The sequence below is a fragment of the Shewanella vaxholmensis genome (assembly GCF_031932135.1).
GTDB lineage: Bacteria > Pseudomonadota > Gammaproteobacteria > Enterobacterales > Shewanellaceae > Shewanella > Shewanella hafniensis.
The window spans coordinates 38,651-54,416 of the sequence record NZ_JAUOEV010000030.1 but is presented as its reverse complement, the minus strand read 5'-3'; the positions used below and the strand labels follow the sequence as shown (position 1 = coordinate 54,416).

11 protein-coding genes and 1 tRNA gene are annotated in these 15,766 nt (G+C 45.2%); 8 read left to right on the top strand and 4 right to left on the bottom strand.

All coding sequences use genetic code 11. From position 1 onward, the window contains the following. Nucleotides 1–30: 30 nt before the first annotated feature. From Q4Q46_RS19870 to Q4Q46_RS19840, 7 genes are all read left to right on the top strand, one after another. Nucleotides 31–106: transfer RNA gene (locus tag Q4Q46_RS19870), tRNA-Val, on the top strand. A 170-nt stretch (nt 107–276) separates the two neighbouring features. Continuing rightward, on the top strand, nt 277–507 hold the full coding sequence (locus Q4Q46_RS19865) for a hypothetical protein (protein ID WP_006082294.1): 231 nt from the start codon (nt 277–279) through the stop codon (nt 505–507). 467 nt (nt 508–974) lie between these two features. Continuing rightward, nucleotides 975–1,994 (top strand): TRAP transporter substrate-binding protein, encoded by a 1,020-nt coding sequence (locus tag Q4Q46_RS19860; protein ID WP_311906867.1) that lies wholly within the window; start codon nt 975–977, stop codon nt 1,992–1,994. Nucleotides 1,995–2,053: 59 nt separating this feature from the next. Next, nucleotides 2,054–2,710, top strand: a complete 657-nt coding sequence (locus Q4Q46_RS19855; RefSeq protein WP_220776914.1) for a TRAP transporter small permease — start codon at nt 2,054–2,056, stop codon at nt 2,708–2,710. Continuing rightward, nucleotides 2,710–4,107 (top strand): TRAP transporter large permease, encoded by a 1,398-nt coding sequence (locus tag Q4Q46_RS19850; protein ID WP_006082297.1) that lies wholly within the window; start codon nt 2,710–2,712, stop codon nt 4,105–4,107. Before Q4Q46_RS19855 ends, Q4Q46_RS19850 begins: the two co-directional genes overlap by 1 nt. Before the next feature lie 129 nt (nt 4,108–4,236). After that, the gene (locus tag Q4Q46_RS19845; RefSeq protein ID WP_220590655.1) at nt 4,237–6,033 is read left to right on the top strand and encodes a sensor histidine kinase; all 1,797 of its coding nucleotides are present in this window, start codon (nt 4,237–4,239) and stop codon (nt 6,031–6,033) included. Between the two features lie 4 nt (nt 6,034–6,037). Then, nucleotides 6,038–7,417 (top strand): sigma-54-dependent transcriptional regulator, encoded by a 1,380-nt coding sequence (locus Q4Q46_RS19840; RefSeq protein ID WP_107948256.1) that lies wholly within the window; start codon nt 6,038–6,040, stop codon nt 7,415–7,417. 15 nt (nt 7,418–7,432) lie between these two features. On the opposite strand, the gene Q4Q46_RS19835 is transcribed toward Q4Q46_RS19840, so the two are convergent. Continuing rightward, on the bottom strand, nt 7,433–8,680 hold the full coding sequence (locus Q4Q46_RS19835) for an MFS transporter (protein ID WP_311906865.1): 1,248 nt from the start codon (nt 8,678–8,680) through the stop codon (nt 7,433–7,435). Nucleotides 8,681–8,832: 152 nt separating this feature from the next. Here Q4Q46_RS19835 and Q4Q46_RS19830 point away from each other — a divergent pair, with 152 nt between their 5' ends. Continuing rightward, on the top strand, nt 8,833–9,714 hold the full coding sequence (locus Q4Q46_RS19830; RefSeq protein ID WP_006082306.1) for a LysR family transcriptional regulator: 882 nt from the start codon (nt 8,833–8,835) through the stop codon (nt 9,712–9,714). 97 nt (nt 9,715–9,811) lie between these two features. Here the strand turns inward: Q4Q46_RS19830 and Q4Q46_RS19825 are convergent, their stop codons facing one another. The 3 genes from Q4Q46_RS19825 to tesB form a co-directional block, all read right to left on the bottom strand. Next, entirely contained in the window at nt 9,812–13,708 is a 3,897-nt protein-coding gene (locus Q4Q46_RS19825; RefSeq protein ID WP_311906864.1) for a S8 family serine peptidase, read from the bottom strand. Nucleotides 13,709–14,444: 736 nt separating this feature from the next. Continuing rightward, nucleotides 14,445–14,846, bottom strand: a complete 402-nt coding sequence (locus tag Q4Q46_RS19820; protein WP_311906863.1) for a YbaY family lipoprotein — start codon at nt 14,844–14,846, stop codon at nt 14,445–14,447. A gap of 1 nt (nt 14,847) precedes the next feature. Continuing rightward, complete coding sequence (gene tesB, locus Q4Q46_RS19815) at nt 14,848–15,714, bottom strand: acyl-CoA thioesterase II (RefSeq protein WP_006085518.1); 867 nt, start codon at nt 15,712–15,714, stop codon at nt 14,848–14,850. Between the last annotated feature and the right edge of the window lie 52 nt (nt 15,715–15,766).

The window sequence follows — 15,766 nt, the reverse complement described above, 5'->3', positions numbered from 1 at the left end:
CATATTCTGCAATACACAAGTTACATCCCAGGTCGCTTAGCTCAGCTGGGAGAGCACCTCCCTTACAAGGAGGGGGTCACTGGTTCGAGCCCAGTAGCGACCACCATATTTATCCCCCCAATAAACTTTACCAACACGCTGACTCAACTATGCTTGATCTCAATCAGCGAGTGCTAAATTTTACTCTTTCGCCTTTTATAATCCGTAAAATACCAAGCTCTATCGACACTCAGCCTGATTTCATTCTGCTTTTAGCATTGTTTGGAGATCAACATTATGGCCAGCGTCAGTCAATCCGCTTCTCTTGCCAATATTGCCGCTTATTTAAAGCATACCCACGCTTGCGATGAGCAAACGGCACTCAAGGAAGCACGGGAAGTCATGCATAATCTCGTCAGTATGCGCCAAAAGGGCTTTATTACCGGTTGGTACTTTGACGAACAAGGCCACTTAGAGTTGTTGCCTAGCGATGCGATCCTAAAACGTATCCTTTTAGATGATGATTAACTGCGCCAACTGACTCCTTGTCTTGATTGACGACAAACACCATCGACTTGACCACAATTAACCACACAATCAGCCTACACTGCTTATCCCAAAATAATCCATCACGCATGTTTCAGCGTAGCGCATACTTTTGCGGCATTTTTTGATCTCAAAATAACTAAGTTTGTTTAATAAACCTGCACCGCCAAGGGCTATCTATTTGAGGCAGATCCGCGCCATGGGTGGGTTCCCACCCAAATACAAAATCACTGTGAGCGAGATCTCACCCACAAAACTAAAAGTGTGACAAACATCAAATGAACTACACTTTAGTAACCAAACACTTACAGAAGTCAGTGTAAGTTGGCGTGGTATTTGCCTTTAGTAAGACAGACCTCAGGGAAATCAAGGCTGTATTCCTACTCAAACTTGGTAACAAACTAACCAAGACTGAGGACAAATCCTAACAACAGAAAAAGGAACTCAAGATGACATTGAATCAACAAACTGGATTGACCCGTCCACTCAAAACCTTAGTCAAAATGCTCGCCGTTGCCTCCGTGTTCGCAACCAGCTTTAACGTATTTGCAGAACCTATTGAAATTAAGTTTTCGCACGTTGTGGCAGAAAATACGCCCAAAGGCCAAATGGCACTTAAGTTTAAAGAACTCGTTGAACAACGTTTACCGGGTGAATACAAGGTCAGTGTATTTCCTAACTCACAGTTATTTGGGGATAACAACGAGTTAGCGGCACTACTGTTAAACGACGTGCAATTTGTTGCGCCGTCACTCTCAAAATTTGAACGTTACACTAAACGCCTACAAGTATTCGATTTACCTTTCCTCTTCAATGATATGGATGCGGTAAACCGTTTCCAACAAGGTGAAGCAGGTCAAACACTGCTGAACTCTATGACCCGTAAAGGGATTGTCGGTCTAGGTTATTTGCACAATGGCCTGAAACAGTTCTCGGCTAACACGCCACTTAAAAATCCTGCTGATGCAAAGGGCTTGAAGTTCCGCGTAATGGCATCTGATGTTTTGGCGGCTCAGTTTGATGCTGTCGGCGCTATTCCAGTGAAAAAACCTTTCTCTGAAGTATTTACCCTGCTGCAAACCCGCGCTATCGATGGTCAAGAAAACACATGGTCAAATACTTACTCACAAAAGTTCTATGAAGTGCAAAGCCAAATCACTGAAAGTAATCACGGTGTACTCGACTACATGGTCGTGACCTCTGACACTTTCTGGAAAGGCTTACCTGCTGACAAACGTAAGATCATCAAAGAAGCATTAGATGAATCTATCGCATTAGGTAACAAAATTGCCGCTGAGAAAGATAACCAAGACAAACAGTTAATCCTAGATTCTAAACGTTCACAGTTAGTGACTTTAACGCCTGCTGAACGTCAAAAATGGGTCGATGTGATGAAACCAGTTTGGGCTAAATTTGAAGAGCAAATCGGTAAAGATGTGATTGAAGCTGCTGTAGCTGCAAATAAATAATAATGATGATAGCCGCTTAACCTCAACCGAGGTTAAGCGGCCATTTCAGCGAGGGGATTATGGCTGTGATATCGCGAATATTTGGTTATTTTGAAGAAGGTGTGCTCAATTTATTGATCACTCTGATGACGTTGTTAGTGTTTTCAGAAGTCGTCGCACGATTCTTCTTCAATACGGGTTTTCTGTGGATCCAAGAACTCACACTGACCTTTTGCGGTTGGTTTGTGTTGTTTGGTATGTCTTATGGGGTAAAAGTTGGCGCGCACATTGGTGTCGATGCCTTCGTTAAAAACTTAGCGCCTCGGGCCAAAAAGATAACGTCCCTCGTTACCGCCTTTGTCTGTATTGTCTATTGCGGACTCTTTTTAAAAGGCAGTTGGGATTACTTAAGCCAGATGTATCAAATTGGTGTGCCTATGGAAGATATTAATTTCCCCCAATTTTTGTTAAAAAGCCTCGATCCAGACTTTGCTTGGAACACCTTACGGATTGATGTTGAAGATGGCGCAGTCCCTATTTGGCTATCTCAGAGTATTTTGATCATTGGTTTTTCGATGTTGACTTGGCGATTCGCCGAACTCTTTATTGCCATCCTACGTGACCAAGTCACTGGCTTCCAATTTGCTGATGAAGCGAAAGAAAGTATGCATTTAATCGATGAAAGCGTTAAAAACGCCAATGAAGAACCCGTCTCTGACGAAAAGGAGACTAAATAATGGCGATTGCAACCCTATTTACCGCCCTATTAGTGTGTATGTTTCTCGGTATGCCTATCGCTATCGCGTTAGGTTTTTCCAGCATGCTCACCATTTTGTTTTTCTCGAATGACTCCTTAGCCTCAGTGGCACTCAAACTGTATGAGTCTTCATCGGAGCATTACACTCTACTCGCTATCCCCTTCTTTATTCTGTCATCCGCCTTCCTCTCAACTGGTGGCGTCGCGAGACGGATTATCGATTTTGCCATGGACAGTATTGGACATGTCCGTGGTGGATTAGCGATGGCATCTGTTATGGCGTGTATGCTGTTTGCGGCGGTTTCAGGATCATCACCCGCGACCGTAGCGGCGATTGGTTCAATCGTGATTGTGGGCATGGTTAAAGCGGGTTATCCCGAGAAGTTTGCGGCGGGGGTTATCACCACCTCAGGCACACTTGGTATTTTGATCCCACCGTCCATTGTGATGTTGGTGTATGCGGCAGCGACCGAAGTGTCCGCAGCAAGAATGTTTATGGCAGGTTTAATTCCAGGCTTAATGATGGGATTCATCCTGATGATCGTTATCTACATCGTCGCCCGCTTTAAGAACCTGCCTTCGCGTCCTTTTCCAGGCTTTAAACAACTAGGGATTTCAAGCGCTAAAGCTTTGGGTGGATTAGCACTCATCCTTATCGTTCTAGGCTCTATCTATGGCGGCGTTGCGAGCCCGACTGAAGCTTCAGCGGTAGCTTGTATGTATGCGTATTTTATTGCGGTATTTGGTTACCGTGACATTGGACCATTAAAAGAGGTGGCTTGGCGCAACCAAGGTGAAAGCTTACCTAAAGCCGCGGCACGTAACTTAGGTCACATGTTCCTAGGACTGATTAAAACGCCTATCGACAAAGACATACGTAACGTAGTGCGTGATGGCGCTAAGGTCAGTATCATGCTGCTGTTTATCATAGCTAACGCTATGTTGTTCGCGCATGTCTTAACCACTGAGCGTATCCCGCATATTATCGCTGAGCATATTGTTAATATGGGTTTACCCGCTTGGGGCTTCCTGATCATTGTTAACTTACTGCTACTTGCTGCTGGTAACTTTATGGAGCCATCGGCGATTGTCCTGATTATGGCGCCGATCCTCTTCCCTATCGCGACTCACTTAGGCATAGATCCTATTCACTTAGGTATCATAATGGTGGTGAACATGGAGATAGGTATGCTCACGCCGCCGGTGGGGCTCAACCTCTTTGTTACCGCAGGGATCACAGGTAAGAGTATTGGTTGGGTCATTCAATCGGTTCTGCCTTGGTTACTATTGATGTTAGCCTTCTTAACCTTGATCACTTACGTGCCGCAGATTTCGCTCTTCTTACCAGAATGGTTGGATTCGATGCGTGGATATTAAGCTGAAATTCAAGGTAATGAGATTACCCCTTGATTACAGTTAGTTTTTAAGCGAGCCTAGTCAGGCTCGCTTTGTTTTATGATGTACAGTCTCAATGATTGATACCGTCGCTTTATCAGGATAGCCACCATGTTGCCCATGACGCCTAAGGCCAAGAAACGCCTCTTTCTCACTGTAGTGTTACTTGCAGGTCTATTTGCAACACTCAAACTGACCTATTGGGTGCATTTGCATCAAGGTAAAATCGAGATCCAAACTCAATCTGAGAAACAACTAAAAGAATTAATCAGTTTCCTTGATGGGGCGTTATCGCGCTACGAAAGTATTCCCCATGTGCTCTCAACTAACCCTATGCTCGCCAATGTACTGAACGATCAACAAAATCCTGATAAAGTCCAAGAGCTTAATTTATATCTGGAAGAAATCCAGCATGTCACTGAGGCGTCAGATATCTATCTGATTGATGCCTTAGGGATCGCCATTGCCGCCAGCAACTGGCAACAGAGTTTCTCCTTTATCGGCAAGGACTATTCCTTTAGGCCCTATTACACCGATGCTATCTCGGGTAATTTAGGCCGTTATTATGCCGTGGGTACCAGCTCAGATAAGCGTGGCTTTTATTTCTCCTACCCTATTTATCAGCAAGGCGGTAAAGGCATACTCGGCGCGATCATTGTCAAAGTGGACATTAGCGGTATCGAGCAGCAAAGCACAAGCATGGCCATTGCGGGCCAGTATCAATTCCTTATCAGCGACCCAGAGGACATTGTTTTTATCTCCAGTGTCGATGAGTGGCGGTTAAAGTCACTCACCCCACTTACCCAAGCCAAACAGTATATGCTCAATGCATCAAAGCGTTACGCAGAACGCCCCATAGGTGAGCTGTTAATGAAGCCACCCTATGAGAGTGGCAGCCAAGCTATGCTCTACCAATTGCAAACAGGTAGAGATCATGAGCAATACATGGATAATCATCAGTTAATGGCCAAAGCTGGCTGGCGGGTGCATATCTTAGCCCCCATCAAACCCTTGCTGTCGTCTTTACCTGCGCTGATGTTACTGTCGGCCAGTATTTATCTATTGCTGGCACTCAGCATCTTGTTTAGTGCCGAGCGGCGGCGCAACCTACAGCGCATGCAACTGGCACAAAGCCTGTTAGAACAACGCGTAGAAGAACGAACTCAAGACTTGCAGCAGGCGAACAATCAGCTTAAAGATACTCAGGATGAACTCATTCAAGCGGCTAAACTCACAGTGATCGGCAGTTTATCCGCCAGTATTAACCATGAGCTTAATCAACCACTTGCCGCGATTCGCAGCTATGCCCAAAACACTCAAACCTTTCTAGCCCGTAATATGCAAGATAAAGCACTGGATAATATCAAGATTATTATTGAGCTGACCGATAGATTGGCCGATATTGTCGGCCAATTTAAAAGCTTCACCCGCAAGAGCCAAGGCACAGATAGCGCTACCGATATTGGGCGCTGCATTCAGCAAGCGCTCACTATCGTTCAGCCAGAAATAGACAAACAAGGTGTTGAGCTCGATGTGCAACTTCCCAATGGTAGCTATCAAGTTTGGGGCGATAAGGTCCGATTGCAGCAAGTATTTGTCAACATCATGAGTAACGCCATTGTCGCTATGCAGCAATCGGATAAACGCCGCTTGATTATCCGCGTAACCAGTGAAGATAAGTTCTGCATCAGTATCCAAGATTCAGGTCCTGGCGTACGTGAAAGCCAAATGGAGAAAATCTTCGAACCTTATTTCACCACCAACGAGCGGCATGGCCTAGGGCTTGGCTTATCCATTTCTCAGCGTATTATCGAATCTATGCAAGGCCAAATTAACGTCGCCAATGCCGAAGAAGGTGGCGCCATTTTCCAGATTATTTTACCTATTTATTTGCTTGAGGAATGTTAGTCTCATGAGTGTGCCCAATTCTATCCAAGATTATTCTGTACTCATCATCGACGATGAGCCGCACATAGGCACAGTTCTCGTTCAGCTATTTGAACTTGAGGGCATTAAGGCGCTCGCTACCACAGAGCCGAAAGGGATCGCTAAACTCCTGCATAAGGATTGGGCGGGAATGGTGATATCAGATGTCAACATGCCGCAATTAGATGGCATCAGCTTAATGCAACAAATCCGCCTGCAGGACCCCGACCTCCCCGTTGTGTTATTGACAGGGTTTGGGGATATCGCCATGGCAGTCAATGCATTAAAGCAAGGTGCCTACGACTTTCTCGAAAAGCCCTTTAATAACGAACATATACTCGATGTGGTGAAGCGCGCCTTAGATAAACGCAGCCTGACCTTAGAAAACCGTAAGCTTAAAAAGGATCTCGAAAGCCAGAGCGTACCAGGCCCGCGCATTTTGGGTAACAGCGTCGGCATCAACCGCATGCGCCACATCATAGATCAAGTGATAGATACCCCAGCTGACGTGTTAATCGAAGGTGAAACAGGCACAGGTAAAGAACTCGTCGCCCGCTATTTACACGATCACAGCAGCCGCAGCCAAGCCAACTTTGTCGCCATCAACTGTGGGGCGATCCCTGAAAACTTAATTGAGAGTGAGCTCTTTGGCGCCGAAGCAGGTGCCTTTACCGGCGTCGATAAGATGCGCATGGGTAAGTTTGAATACGCCAACGGCGGCACATTATTTTTAGATGAAATTGAAAGTACACCACTATCGCTGCAAGTAAAACTGCTGCGGGTACTTGAAGATCGTAAAGTTGAACGCTTAGGGTCAAACAAAAGCATCAACTTAGATATACGTGTGATTGCCGCCACTAAGGTGGATTTAAAAAGCTTGTGTGACACGGGGGAATTTCGCCAAGACTTGTTGTATCGCTTAAATCTGGTGACTGTGCCTATCCCTCCCCTGCGGGATCGCCGTGAAGATATTCCGTTACTCTTCCTGCACTTTGCTCGAGTTGCATCGGCACGCTATCACAAAGCGCTTATCGCCTTAAATGCCGAGCAAAACGCGATACTCACTTCCCACGACTGGCCGGGCAATGTGCGTGAGTTACGTAATCTCGCCGAACGCTTTGTACTGCTGGGCGGAGAAGCCGCCTTTGCTGGCACTTTGGGCAATACCCCAAGCCTGCACTCGAGCATGTCATTACTGCAACGAGTCGAGTTTTTTGAAAGGGTACTGATTGAAGAAGCGCTCAGCCACAACAAGGGCAGCATTAAGCAGACAATGGAACAGTTGGAACTGCCCCGCAAAACCCTCTACGACAAAATGCGTAAATATGATTTAGACCGCAAGCAGTACATTAATTCCGATGACTAAACAACAAATTGAAAGCTAGACTAATACCCGTTTGACATGCGTTTGATGGTAATGCAAACGGGTGATGGCTAAGGCAATCAAGGCCAGTAAGGTTAACGAGCCCATCACCACGCCGCGCCACTGCGCCTCATGCCAAAACATCATCAAATAAGGGCCGCCAATCGCCGCACCTAAGTAGTAACAGCATAAATACAGTGATGTCGCCTTAGCCCGATCGCGACTGGCGCGCATCGCGACAAAGGAATTACAGCAACTGTGGGTGAGGAAGAAGCCACAGGCTGTCATCAAAAAACCTAAGCTAATGGTTAAAGTGGTATCAAACAGGGTCAGTAAGCTTCCGAGCAACATCACGCACCAAGACCACTGATATAACTTATGTTGGCCAAATTTGGCGAGCCATTTCGCGGTAAAATACGACGCAATAGTGCCGCTGGAATAACACAGGAAAATCAAGGTTGCTTGAAAGCGGCTCCATTCATAGGGCGCCGCCATCAAATGCAGCTGAATAAAACTAAATTGATTCACCATCATCATAAAGGTTAAGCCGCCAATCGCGTAGACCAAGCGCATTTGTGCATCGGTGAGATGATGGCTAAAGCCATGAAGATCTTGGGCTAAACGGGCGCGTTTTGATAAAGAGGGCTCGGTTTTACTCTGTGACATGGCCTGCGAATCGGCAAGTGAAGGCAGCAAATAGTTCACTAAAGCCACGCCCGCTAAGGTGACTAAAAACAACAGCCACATGGATTCTTGCCAAGATAAAAACTGCGACATAACGCCGCCGAGTAAACGGCCAACAATGCCACCAATGCTATTCGCCATAATGTAAATGCCCGCGGCTTTGAGCATAGTGCTCGGTGACAACTGCTCTTTAAAGTACGCCATAGCAATTGCTGGCACGGCAGCGAGTAACGCACCTTGCAGCAATCGCACTAGCACTAGCCCGTTAAAATCCGGTGCCCAAATTAACAGTAAGTTAGATAGCGCCAACAACCACAAGCTGACAATAATCGGTGTGTGTCGACCGATACGGTCTGACAGTACCGCATACAAGAGCAATGAAAAGGCTAAAGAAAAACTGGTTACCGACAGGATTAACGTCGCTTTAGACCCTGATACCGCAAAATGCTCCGCAATCAGCGGCAGCATGCCTTGCATCAGATACAAGTTGATATACACCACCACAGAGGCAACACATAGCGCCCACATCAGTCGGGTATCACGCTGTTTATGATCAATCATAGTATCTAACACGGCTTGCACAGGAGCCTCGACAAAGCATCACTCATAGGATAGACAAAGGTTATCACTGGGCATAACATAACAATAATAGATAATATCTATCGCTATCATTGATTTTTGTTATGGCCACAACGCACCGACCTTACCACTATTCAACAGTATGGGCCCGATTGATGGATATCCGCCAACTCAAACATTTAGATGCCCTTGCCAGTACTGGTAGCTTTACCGCTGCAGCCAAGAAACTGAATATGGCTCAACCGGCGTTAAGCCAAAGTATCAAGCGCTTAGAAGTTGCACTCGGCGTGACTTTAGTCAATCGTACGAGCAACAAGAATGACAAGCTGCTCGCACTCACGGCCGAAGGTTTAGTCTTGCATCAACATGCCACTTTGATCCTGAAACAGATTAAGCAGGCCGAAGCGCAAATCCGTGCCATGGCCAATCTCACCTCGGGGGAAGTCCGCATTGCCGTGCCGGGCATGCTGGGGTCTTTCTACCTGCCCTCGCGCTTAATGGCTTTTCGGCATAAATACCCCGAGTTAAAACTATCACTGTTTGAAGGCGGGACGCGCGACGCGTTGCGTATGTTGCAACAGGAAGAAGTGGATATTGCGATCATTACCGCCCAAGACCTACAACCCGAATTTGATAGTCAGCTGTTGATCCGTGAGCAAATGGTGATAGCTATGGGAGCCGAACACCCTTTAGCGGAACATAACGCCGTCAGTCTCAATGACTTTTTCGACCATGAATTAGTCATGTTCAAGACAGGTTATTTCCACCGCGAGTGGATCCTATCGCAAGCCAAGGATCTGGGGAAAAAGCCCAATGTCGCCTTCGAGACTAATTTGATTAACCTTATCAAACAGATTGTTTCCCAAGGATTTGGGATCACCAGCGTGCTCGAAATGGCAATAAGCTCAAAAGATGACATTTTAGCGAAACCCTTCGATCCACCAGTATTTTTGAACCTGCATATCGCATGGAAAAAACAACGCCCCGTCAGTCAAGCAGACCGTGCCTTTGTCGATTTTTTGATGTCAAATCGCTGACCTAAATCGATTAAAACAAAAAGGGCTGATATCAATATCAGCCCTTCTCTTTTTACCATTAAATTACTGTTAAACTTCTCGATTTAACCCTGAGCGATTAGCCTTGTTTACGACGACCAAAGGCAAATGGTAGCAATAACAAGCTTAACCAACCTAATGAACCTCCATCATCTTTCTTAGCTGGTGTTTCAGTCACAGACACAGACACGACACTTGAATCTTTGTTGCCATGGTTGTCCGCTACAGTAAGTTGGAATGACACGGTTTGAGCTGTACCACTCACTTCTGGCGCCACGAGATTAAGCTTGGCTGCATTAGCGTCGAAGTTAAAGCTCGCGCCGCCTAACTGAGTCCATTTGTAGGTTAATGGATCATTGTTGGCATCGGATGACTTGCTCGCATCGATAAACAGTGGTTTACCTTCTTGAACAGACACCGGTGCTTCAATCACTGCCACTGGCGCTACTTCTGGAACATCAAATTGATATTCTTGCTTCAAGATTTCAGCCGACTCGTTGTTCACTTTGTTGGTCAAAGTCACAAGGTTGTCTTGGCTTGCCTTACGTGGCACTAAGTCAAACGTCACATCTTGCGCCGCGGCACCAGAGGCCATCTCGATAGTCCAAGTGATCTTATTGCCCACTTGCGTACCTTGATGGCTGATATTAGCCACTTCATGACCTTCTGGTAATAACGCTTCTAAGGTGTAAACGCGGGTTTCTTGCGTTTTGTTCGCTTCGACACGGGTCTTCATCACTTTAGCGGCGCCTGGCGTTAACTCGCCAGAAACAGTGCTACCTAGAGGCGGTAAAACATCATCATTGACGCGCTCAAATATAACCGGAATTTTAACCGGTGCGACTTTGTCATCAGTAGTGGTCAGAGTCAGCATTGCCAAGCCAGCATCGCCCACTAACATCGCTTGTTTCCATGCTAAGTTGACGTTGAAATCTTTATGATCACCGGTAAGATTTGCCGTTAAGTTATCACCCGCTTCATCGTATAAGGTCACTTGTTTCAAACTAAAGGCATCATCCGCATCGGCTGCAGATGCCTGATAGTTTTGTATCACGACAATATACTCACCTTTCACTGGGTTCTTAATAGATACACTTTCCTTTGAACCACCAAACGCTGAAGATGCCGCGATAGAAAGTGGACTACCATCTTTCTTATCGAGTATCACAAACATGTCTAAGTCAGGAGAGGTGGTATTACCGATTGATGCATTGAAATATAACGCTTTGTCTTCAACGTTAAAGCTAAATACTTTTACGCCATCGGCCAAATCATCAAATGCACTATCGGTATTTGAATCCTGTTTCACACTGGATTCATAAGTTGCGCTTAACTTAAGTGCAGTCACTGTCGCCGCAACACCCGGTAGATCAATCGCTTTCAAGTGCGCCAAATTAAGTTCATCGGCATCACGTGAGGCTAAAACGGGTACAACCGTTGGTAAATCGCGTTTAGCAATCTTAGCTACGATCGGCATGTTAGCCGTTGGGAAGGCTTCCGAAGCTAATACTAAGTTACCAAAGCCCCAACTTGCACCGACGTCAGTCACATCCGCAGTTACTGTGATAGTTTGGCTCTCACCTTTTTTCAGGTTGAAGCTTTCTGGCGTCACAGTTAACGCGAACTTATCGGTTGCGGAAACACCTTTTGCAGCCCAGCTACCGTCAGCCGTTGCAGTGACAGTACGTGTCCAAGTACAAGTATCGATACAACGTGAATCAGCCATGCTTGGAATGTTTAGCTTACGTGGATCGCCACCTGTTGTAGGGTTAGCAATCTCGTAGTTTAAGGCACTTTCATCCATCACTAAGCCAGATTTTGCCGCTAAATCCACACGAATACGGCCTGCGCCTACGTCAAACGGATCTGCAACGGTTTTACCATCGGCTTTTTTCATGGCTTGGGCTGTCGTTGCTGTCATCATTAACGCAGAACGAATGTTATCTGGCGTCCAATCCTTATGCAGCGATTTAAGTAACGCGCCAGCACCGGCAACGTGAGGACTCGCCATTGAAGTACCTGACATCAACGTGAAATCAGCAGGATCTGTCCCTGTTTCATCATGACCGAATTGTTGATCTGAATAAGCAGCGTAGATATCACTACCCGGTGCAGCAACATAAGGCACAAGTACATCGTTAGTTAAGTTAGGTCCGATCAATGAGCTGGCAGCTAAAACATCCGATTCTTTGCTGACGACTTTAGGAGTTGGCGACAGGGTGATTTCAAGCGCTGGATTTGCCGCCATAGCAGCAATCAGTTCTAAGCCATCGAGATCGCCAATAAATACTGCGGGAATATCCAATTTCTCTAGCCCTGACATGGTCAAGCGTTCATTATTTTCACCATCTCTATTGAAAACAATCACCCCTTTAGCGCCAGCTTCCTTCGCCGCAGCAACTTTAATATCAAATGAGCAAGTACCGCGTCTTAAAACAGCGATCTTGTCTTTAAAAGCATCTGCGGCAAATGGTTTACAGGCTTCAAAATTAGCCGCATCAATTGTACCAGCATAAACAGGCACACCTTTGAGCACTTCAGTTTGAACTGGACCCGATCCCGCAGTGTAATTGTAGTTTTTACCATTAAATTCAACGGCACGTACTATGTCACGATTGTGAGTCGAATTAGCAACTGACGTATACCAAGGTGCATTTTTAGGTGTAGAGTAAGGCGTTTGATTAATTGCAGGACTCGTGTTTGTTGCGCCACGTGTGTTACCCGCAGCGACTGCAGCAAAAATACCCGCATTACGCGCAGCTAAGAAACCTTGTTCTGTTGCACTATTCCACGGATTTCCACCACCACTAATCGAAAAGTTGATCACATCGACACCATCTTTGATAGCATCATCTAACGCTTTCAAAATCGGCGCAGTTGGACAGCCAGAATAAGTGTCGCCCGCATTACCTGGATTACAAATTTGATAGGCAATGATGTTTGCATGTGGTGCAACACCTGAGATTTGCGCAAACTCAAGGCCCGTCGCAATGCCATCACTTTCTAACTTGCCTGTTTCACCTTGCACATAAGGGACATTCACTAAAATGTTACCCGCTGCAGTACTGGCGACATGCGAACCGTGTCCGCCGTAATCCTCACCATTTTTTGCCGGAGGGGTGTCACCATACACTTTTACGTCATCAAAGTTATTGGTGATTTCTGGATAGCTACGGACACCGATCAGTTTGTCGTTACACATGCTGGCGAAGTCAGTTTTACAGTCACCAATATAGATGCCTTGACCTAATGGGTTAGTGTGGTCATAACCATCTTGGCCAACATCCGCAAATGAAGCATGGTCAGAGTTAATACCTGAGTCGATGATACCGACAATCACACCTTCACCCATGGCTTTAGTGCCCGTTGCACTGCCATCCCATACATTTGGCGAACCGATAAGCGCTTGACTGACATCAGTTTCCATTTGTTCCATGCGCTCGCGCTCAACAAACGCAACCTCAGGTAACTCAGCCATTTTCTTCGCTTGAGCTTGAGTCATGCGAACTGCCATACCGTTTAACGCATACTGATAGGTCGTTAATGGCTGCAGATTGGTGCCAATAGCCGCACTTGCGTTAGCTAAAAATCGGTTCTGTTTTACTTTCAAATAACTAACATAACTTTTGACTTCAGCTTTAGAAGCATCAAGTTTACCGTTCACAGCAACTTTTGAAGTACCGTTTACCTGCACTCTTTGTGAACTAGTCGCTTTCAATCCTGGAATAGTTCCTTGGTAATTAGCAACCGAACTATCGCGTAAACGAACGATATAAGTATATTCACCCTCACCTAAATCTGCTTCTGGTACAAACTTAACTTCAGCCCCGGCAGCATTACCGCGTAATGACATTGCTTGTAGTTCACTTGGAATATCTAACTGAAGTGTTTCACCAGTGGGTGATAAAACTGTTTGCGCATTTGCCGCCGACGATAACAGCGCCATAGACACTGCTAGTGCTATTTTAGTTTTCATTGTGACTTCCCTAATTCTTATAAGTTGTATGATTTATAAAACTCAGGTTGGTGGCTTGAAAACATTGCAACAACCAAGAACGTCACCTGTAACTGACATTTTTTATGAATAACCATTCAATTTACTGTGATGATGATCACTGAGTTTTATTGCTACAATTTGTAACACGCAAAGATACAAATTAAAACATCAAGTTAACAGAACGTAATTCAGTAAATCGTATATCAGCTTCTATTTATTTTAAAAAAGAGAAATAGATTGTTTCGCAGGTTAAATAGCCGGTAAATTAAAGCTCATGAACAAAAATGCTAAATATAAATAGTTATTTAAAATCAGTAAATTAACTTGAACACTTAAATCTTATAGCACCAAGATAGTGCAATAAAAAAACAGAGCGAGTGACTGTAAAAATATTATTATTCGTAAAAACCTTCTGTTACACATAAAACATTTTAACAAATAAAAACAAACAAACACCAAACAACTCAATAACAAAAATAAAGCCAACCATTAACAAAGCCAAGGGGGATATCTTTTTACAAAATGGCGCCACTTATAAATAGATACTAACTTATGCATTAATATTCTTAGCTCTGTGTAAAGCAAAATCATATTTGATTTTACATTTACAGCATGAATACCCGAATATTAACCATTAAAAAGCCCTTCCAATATAAATTGAAAGGGCTACATCTTTATCAATCCAAGACCGATATGAGGCGATAATTAAGCGTGGTTAATTAGCCATGACCGCCTTCATTAACACTTCTGTCGTGAACTTATCATTATTGACGACAGGGAACCTGTCATAGGTTTGGAAGATCACTTGGTCTTGGAACTTGATCATCGCCACTACGCCATATTGGATACTCTTATCGATCGATTTTGCAGGCAGCGTAAATTTAAACGGCACTGGCGATCTGGCGATGTTAAAGGTTTTCTGTGCGACGATAATACCCGGGGTATTCAAATCAATAATTGCAATAGTGATTTGGCAACCTTGAGGCAAGGGAATTTTCTCTAAATAACCCGCTGCGCCATTGATAATAATCGGGGGTTCAGGTTTCACCGTCACGCAGCCATTGAGTAGAATAGCCATGAGCGAGAACAATACAAACGACTTTATTTTCAGATACATATTAACGTCCTTTTACCATGCGGATCAGGCCTTCTTGGGTAGAAGAAGCCACTAATTCACCTTGTTGATTGAAAAACTGCCCTCTGACGTAACCTCTGCCACCGCTGGCATTGGGGCTATCAATACTGTAAAGCAACCACTCTCCCATATTAATCGGGCGATGGAACCACATCGCATGATCTATCGTCGCCATGCGCACTCCAGGACTTAAAAACGACACGCCGTGGGGCTGAGCCGCTGTCACGAGAAAGTTAAAGTCCGAGGCATAGGCGAGTAAATATTCATGAATATGGGCGTCATTTGGCATGGGACCATTGGCCCTCATCCACACATGACGGTACGGCTCAGTTTCTTTAGGCGCAAAGGGATGTAATGGATTAACCAGTCGCATCTCAATGGGCGCATCGGCCATAAACTTTTCGAGTATGCTCGGCGGCACTTTATCCCGCATAGTCAGCGCTAATTCCTGCTGATTCAATAAACCTTCTGGTCCAGGTACTTGCGGCATCATCGCTTGATGACTAAATCCTTCTTCAGGTTCTTGGAAGGAACAGGTCATGTGGAAAATCGGTCGACCTTTTTGGATTGCACTCACGCGGCGGGCACTAAAACTGCCGCCATCTCGCATATTTTCGACTTCATACACAATCGGTAACTTCTCGTCACCGGCACGTAAAAAGTAGGAGTGTAATGAGTGGACCTTACGCTCAGCGGGGACGGTTTGTTTAGCGGCGCTCAGCGCTTGCCCCATCACTTGACCACCGAACACATGCCCAAATCCCAGATCTTGGCTCTGACCACGAAAGAGGCCGATTTCAATTTGCTCAAGGGAAAGTAATGATAAAAGATCGTCTAATACCTGACTCATGGGATCCTACTGCATAATTAGCCATTAATGCTAAAGGGTAACTCAGTTCGCC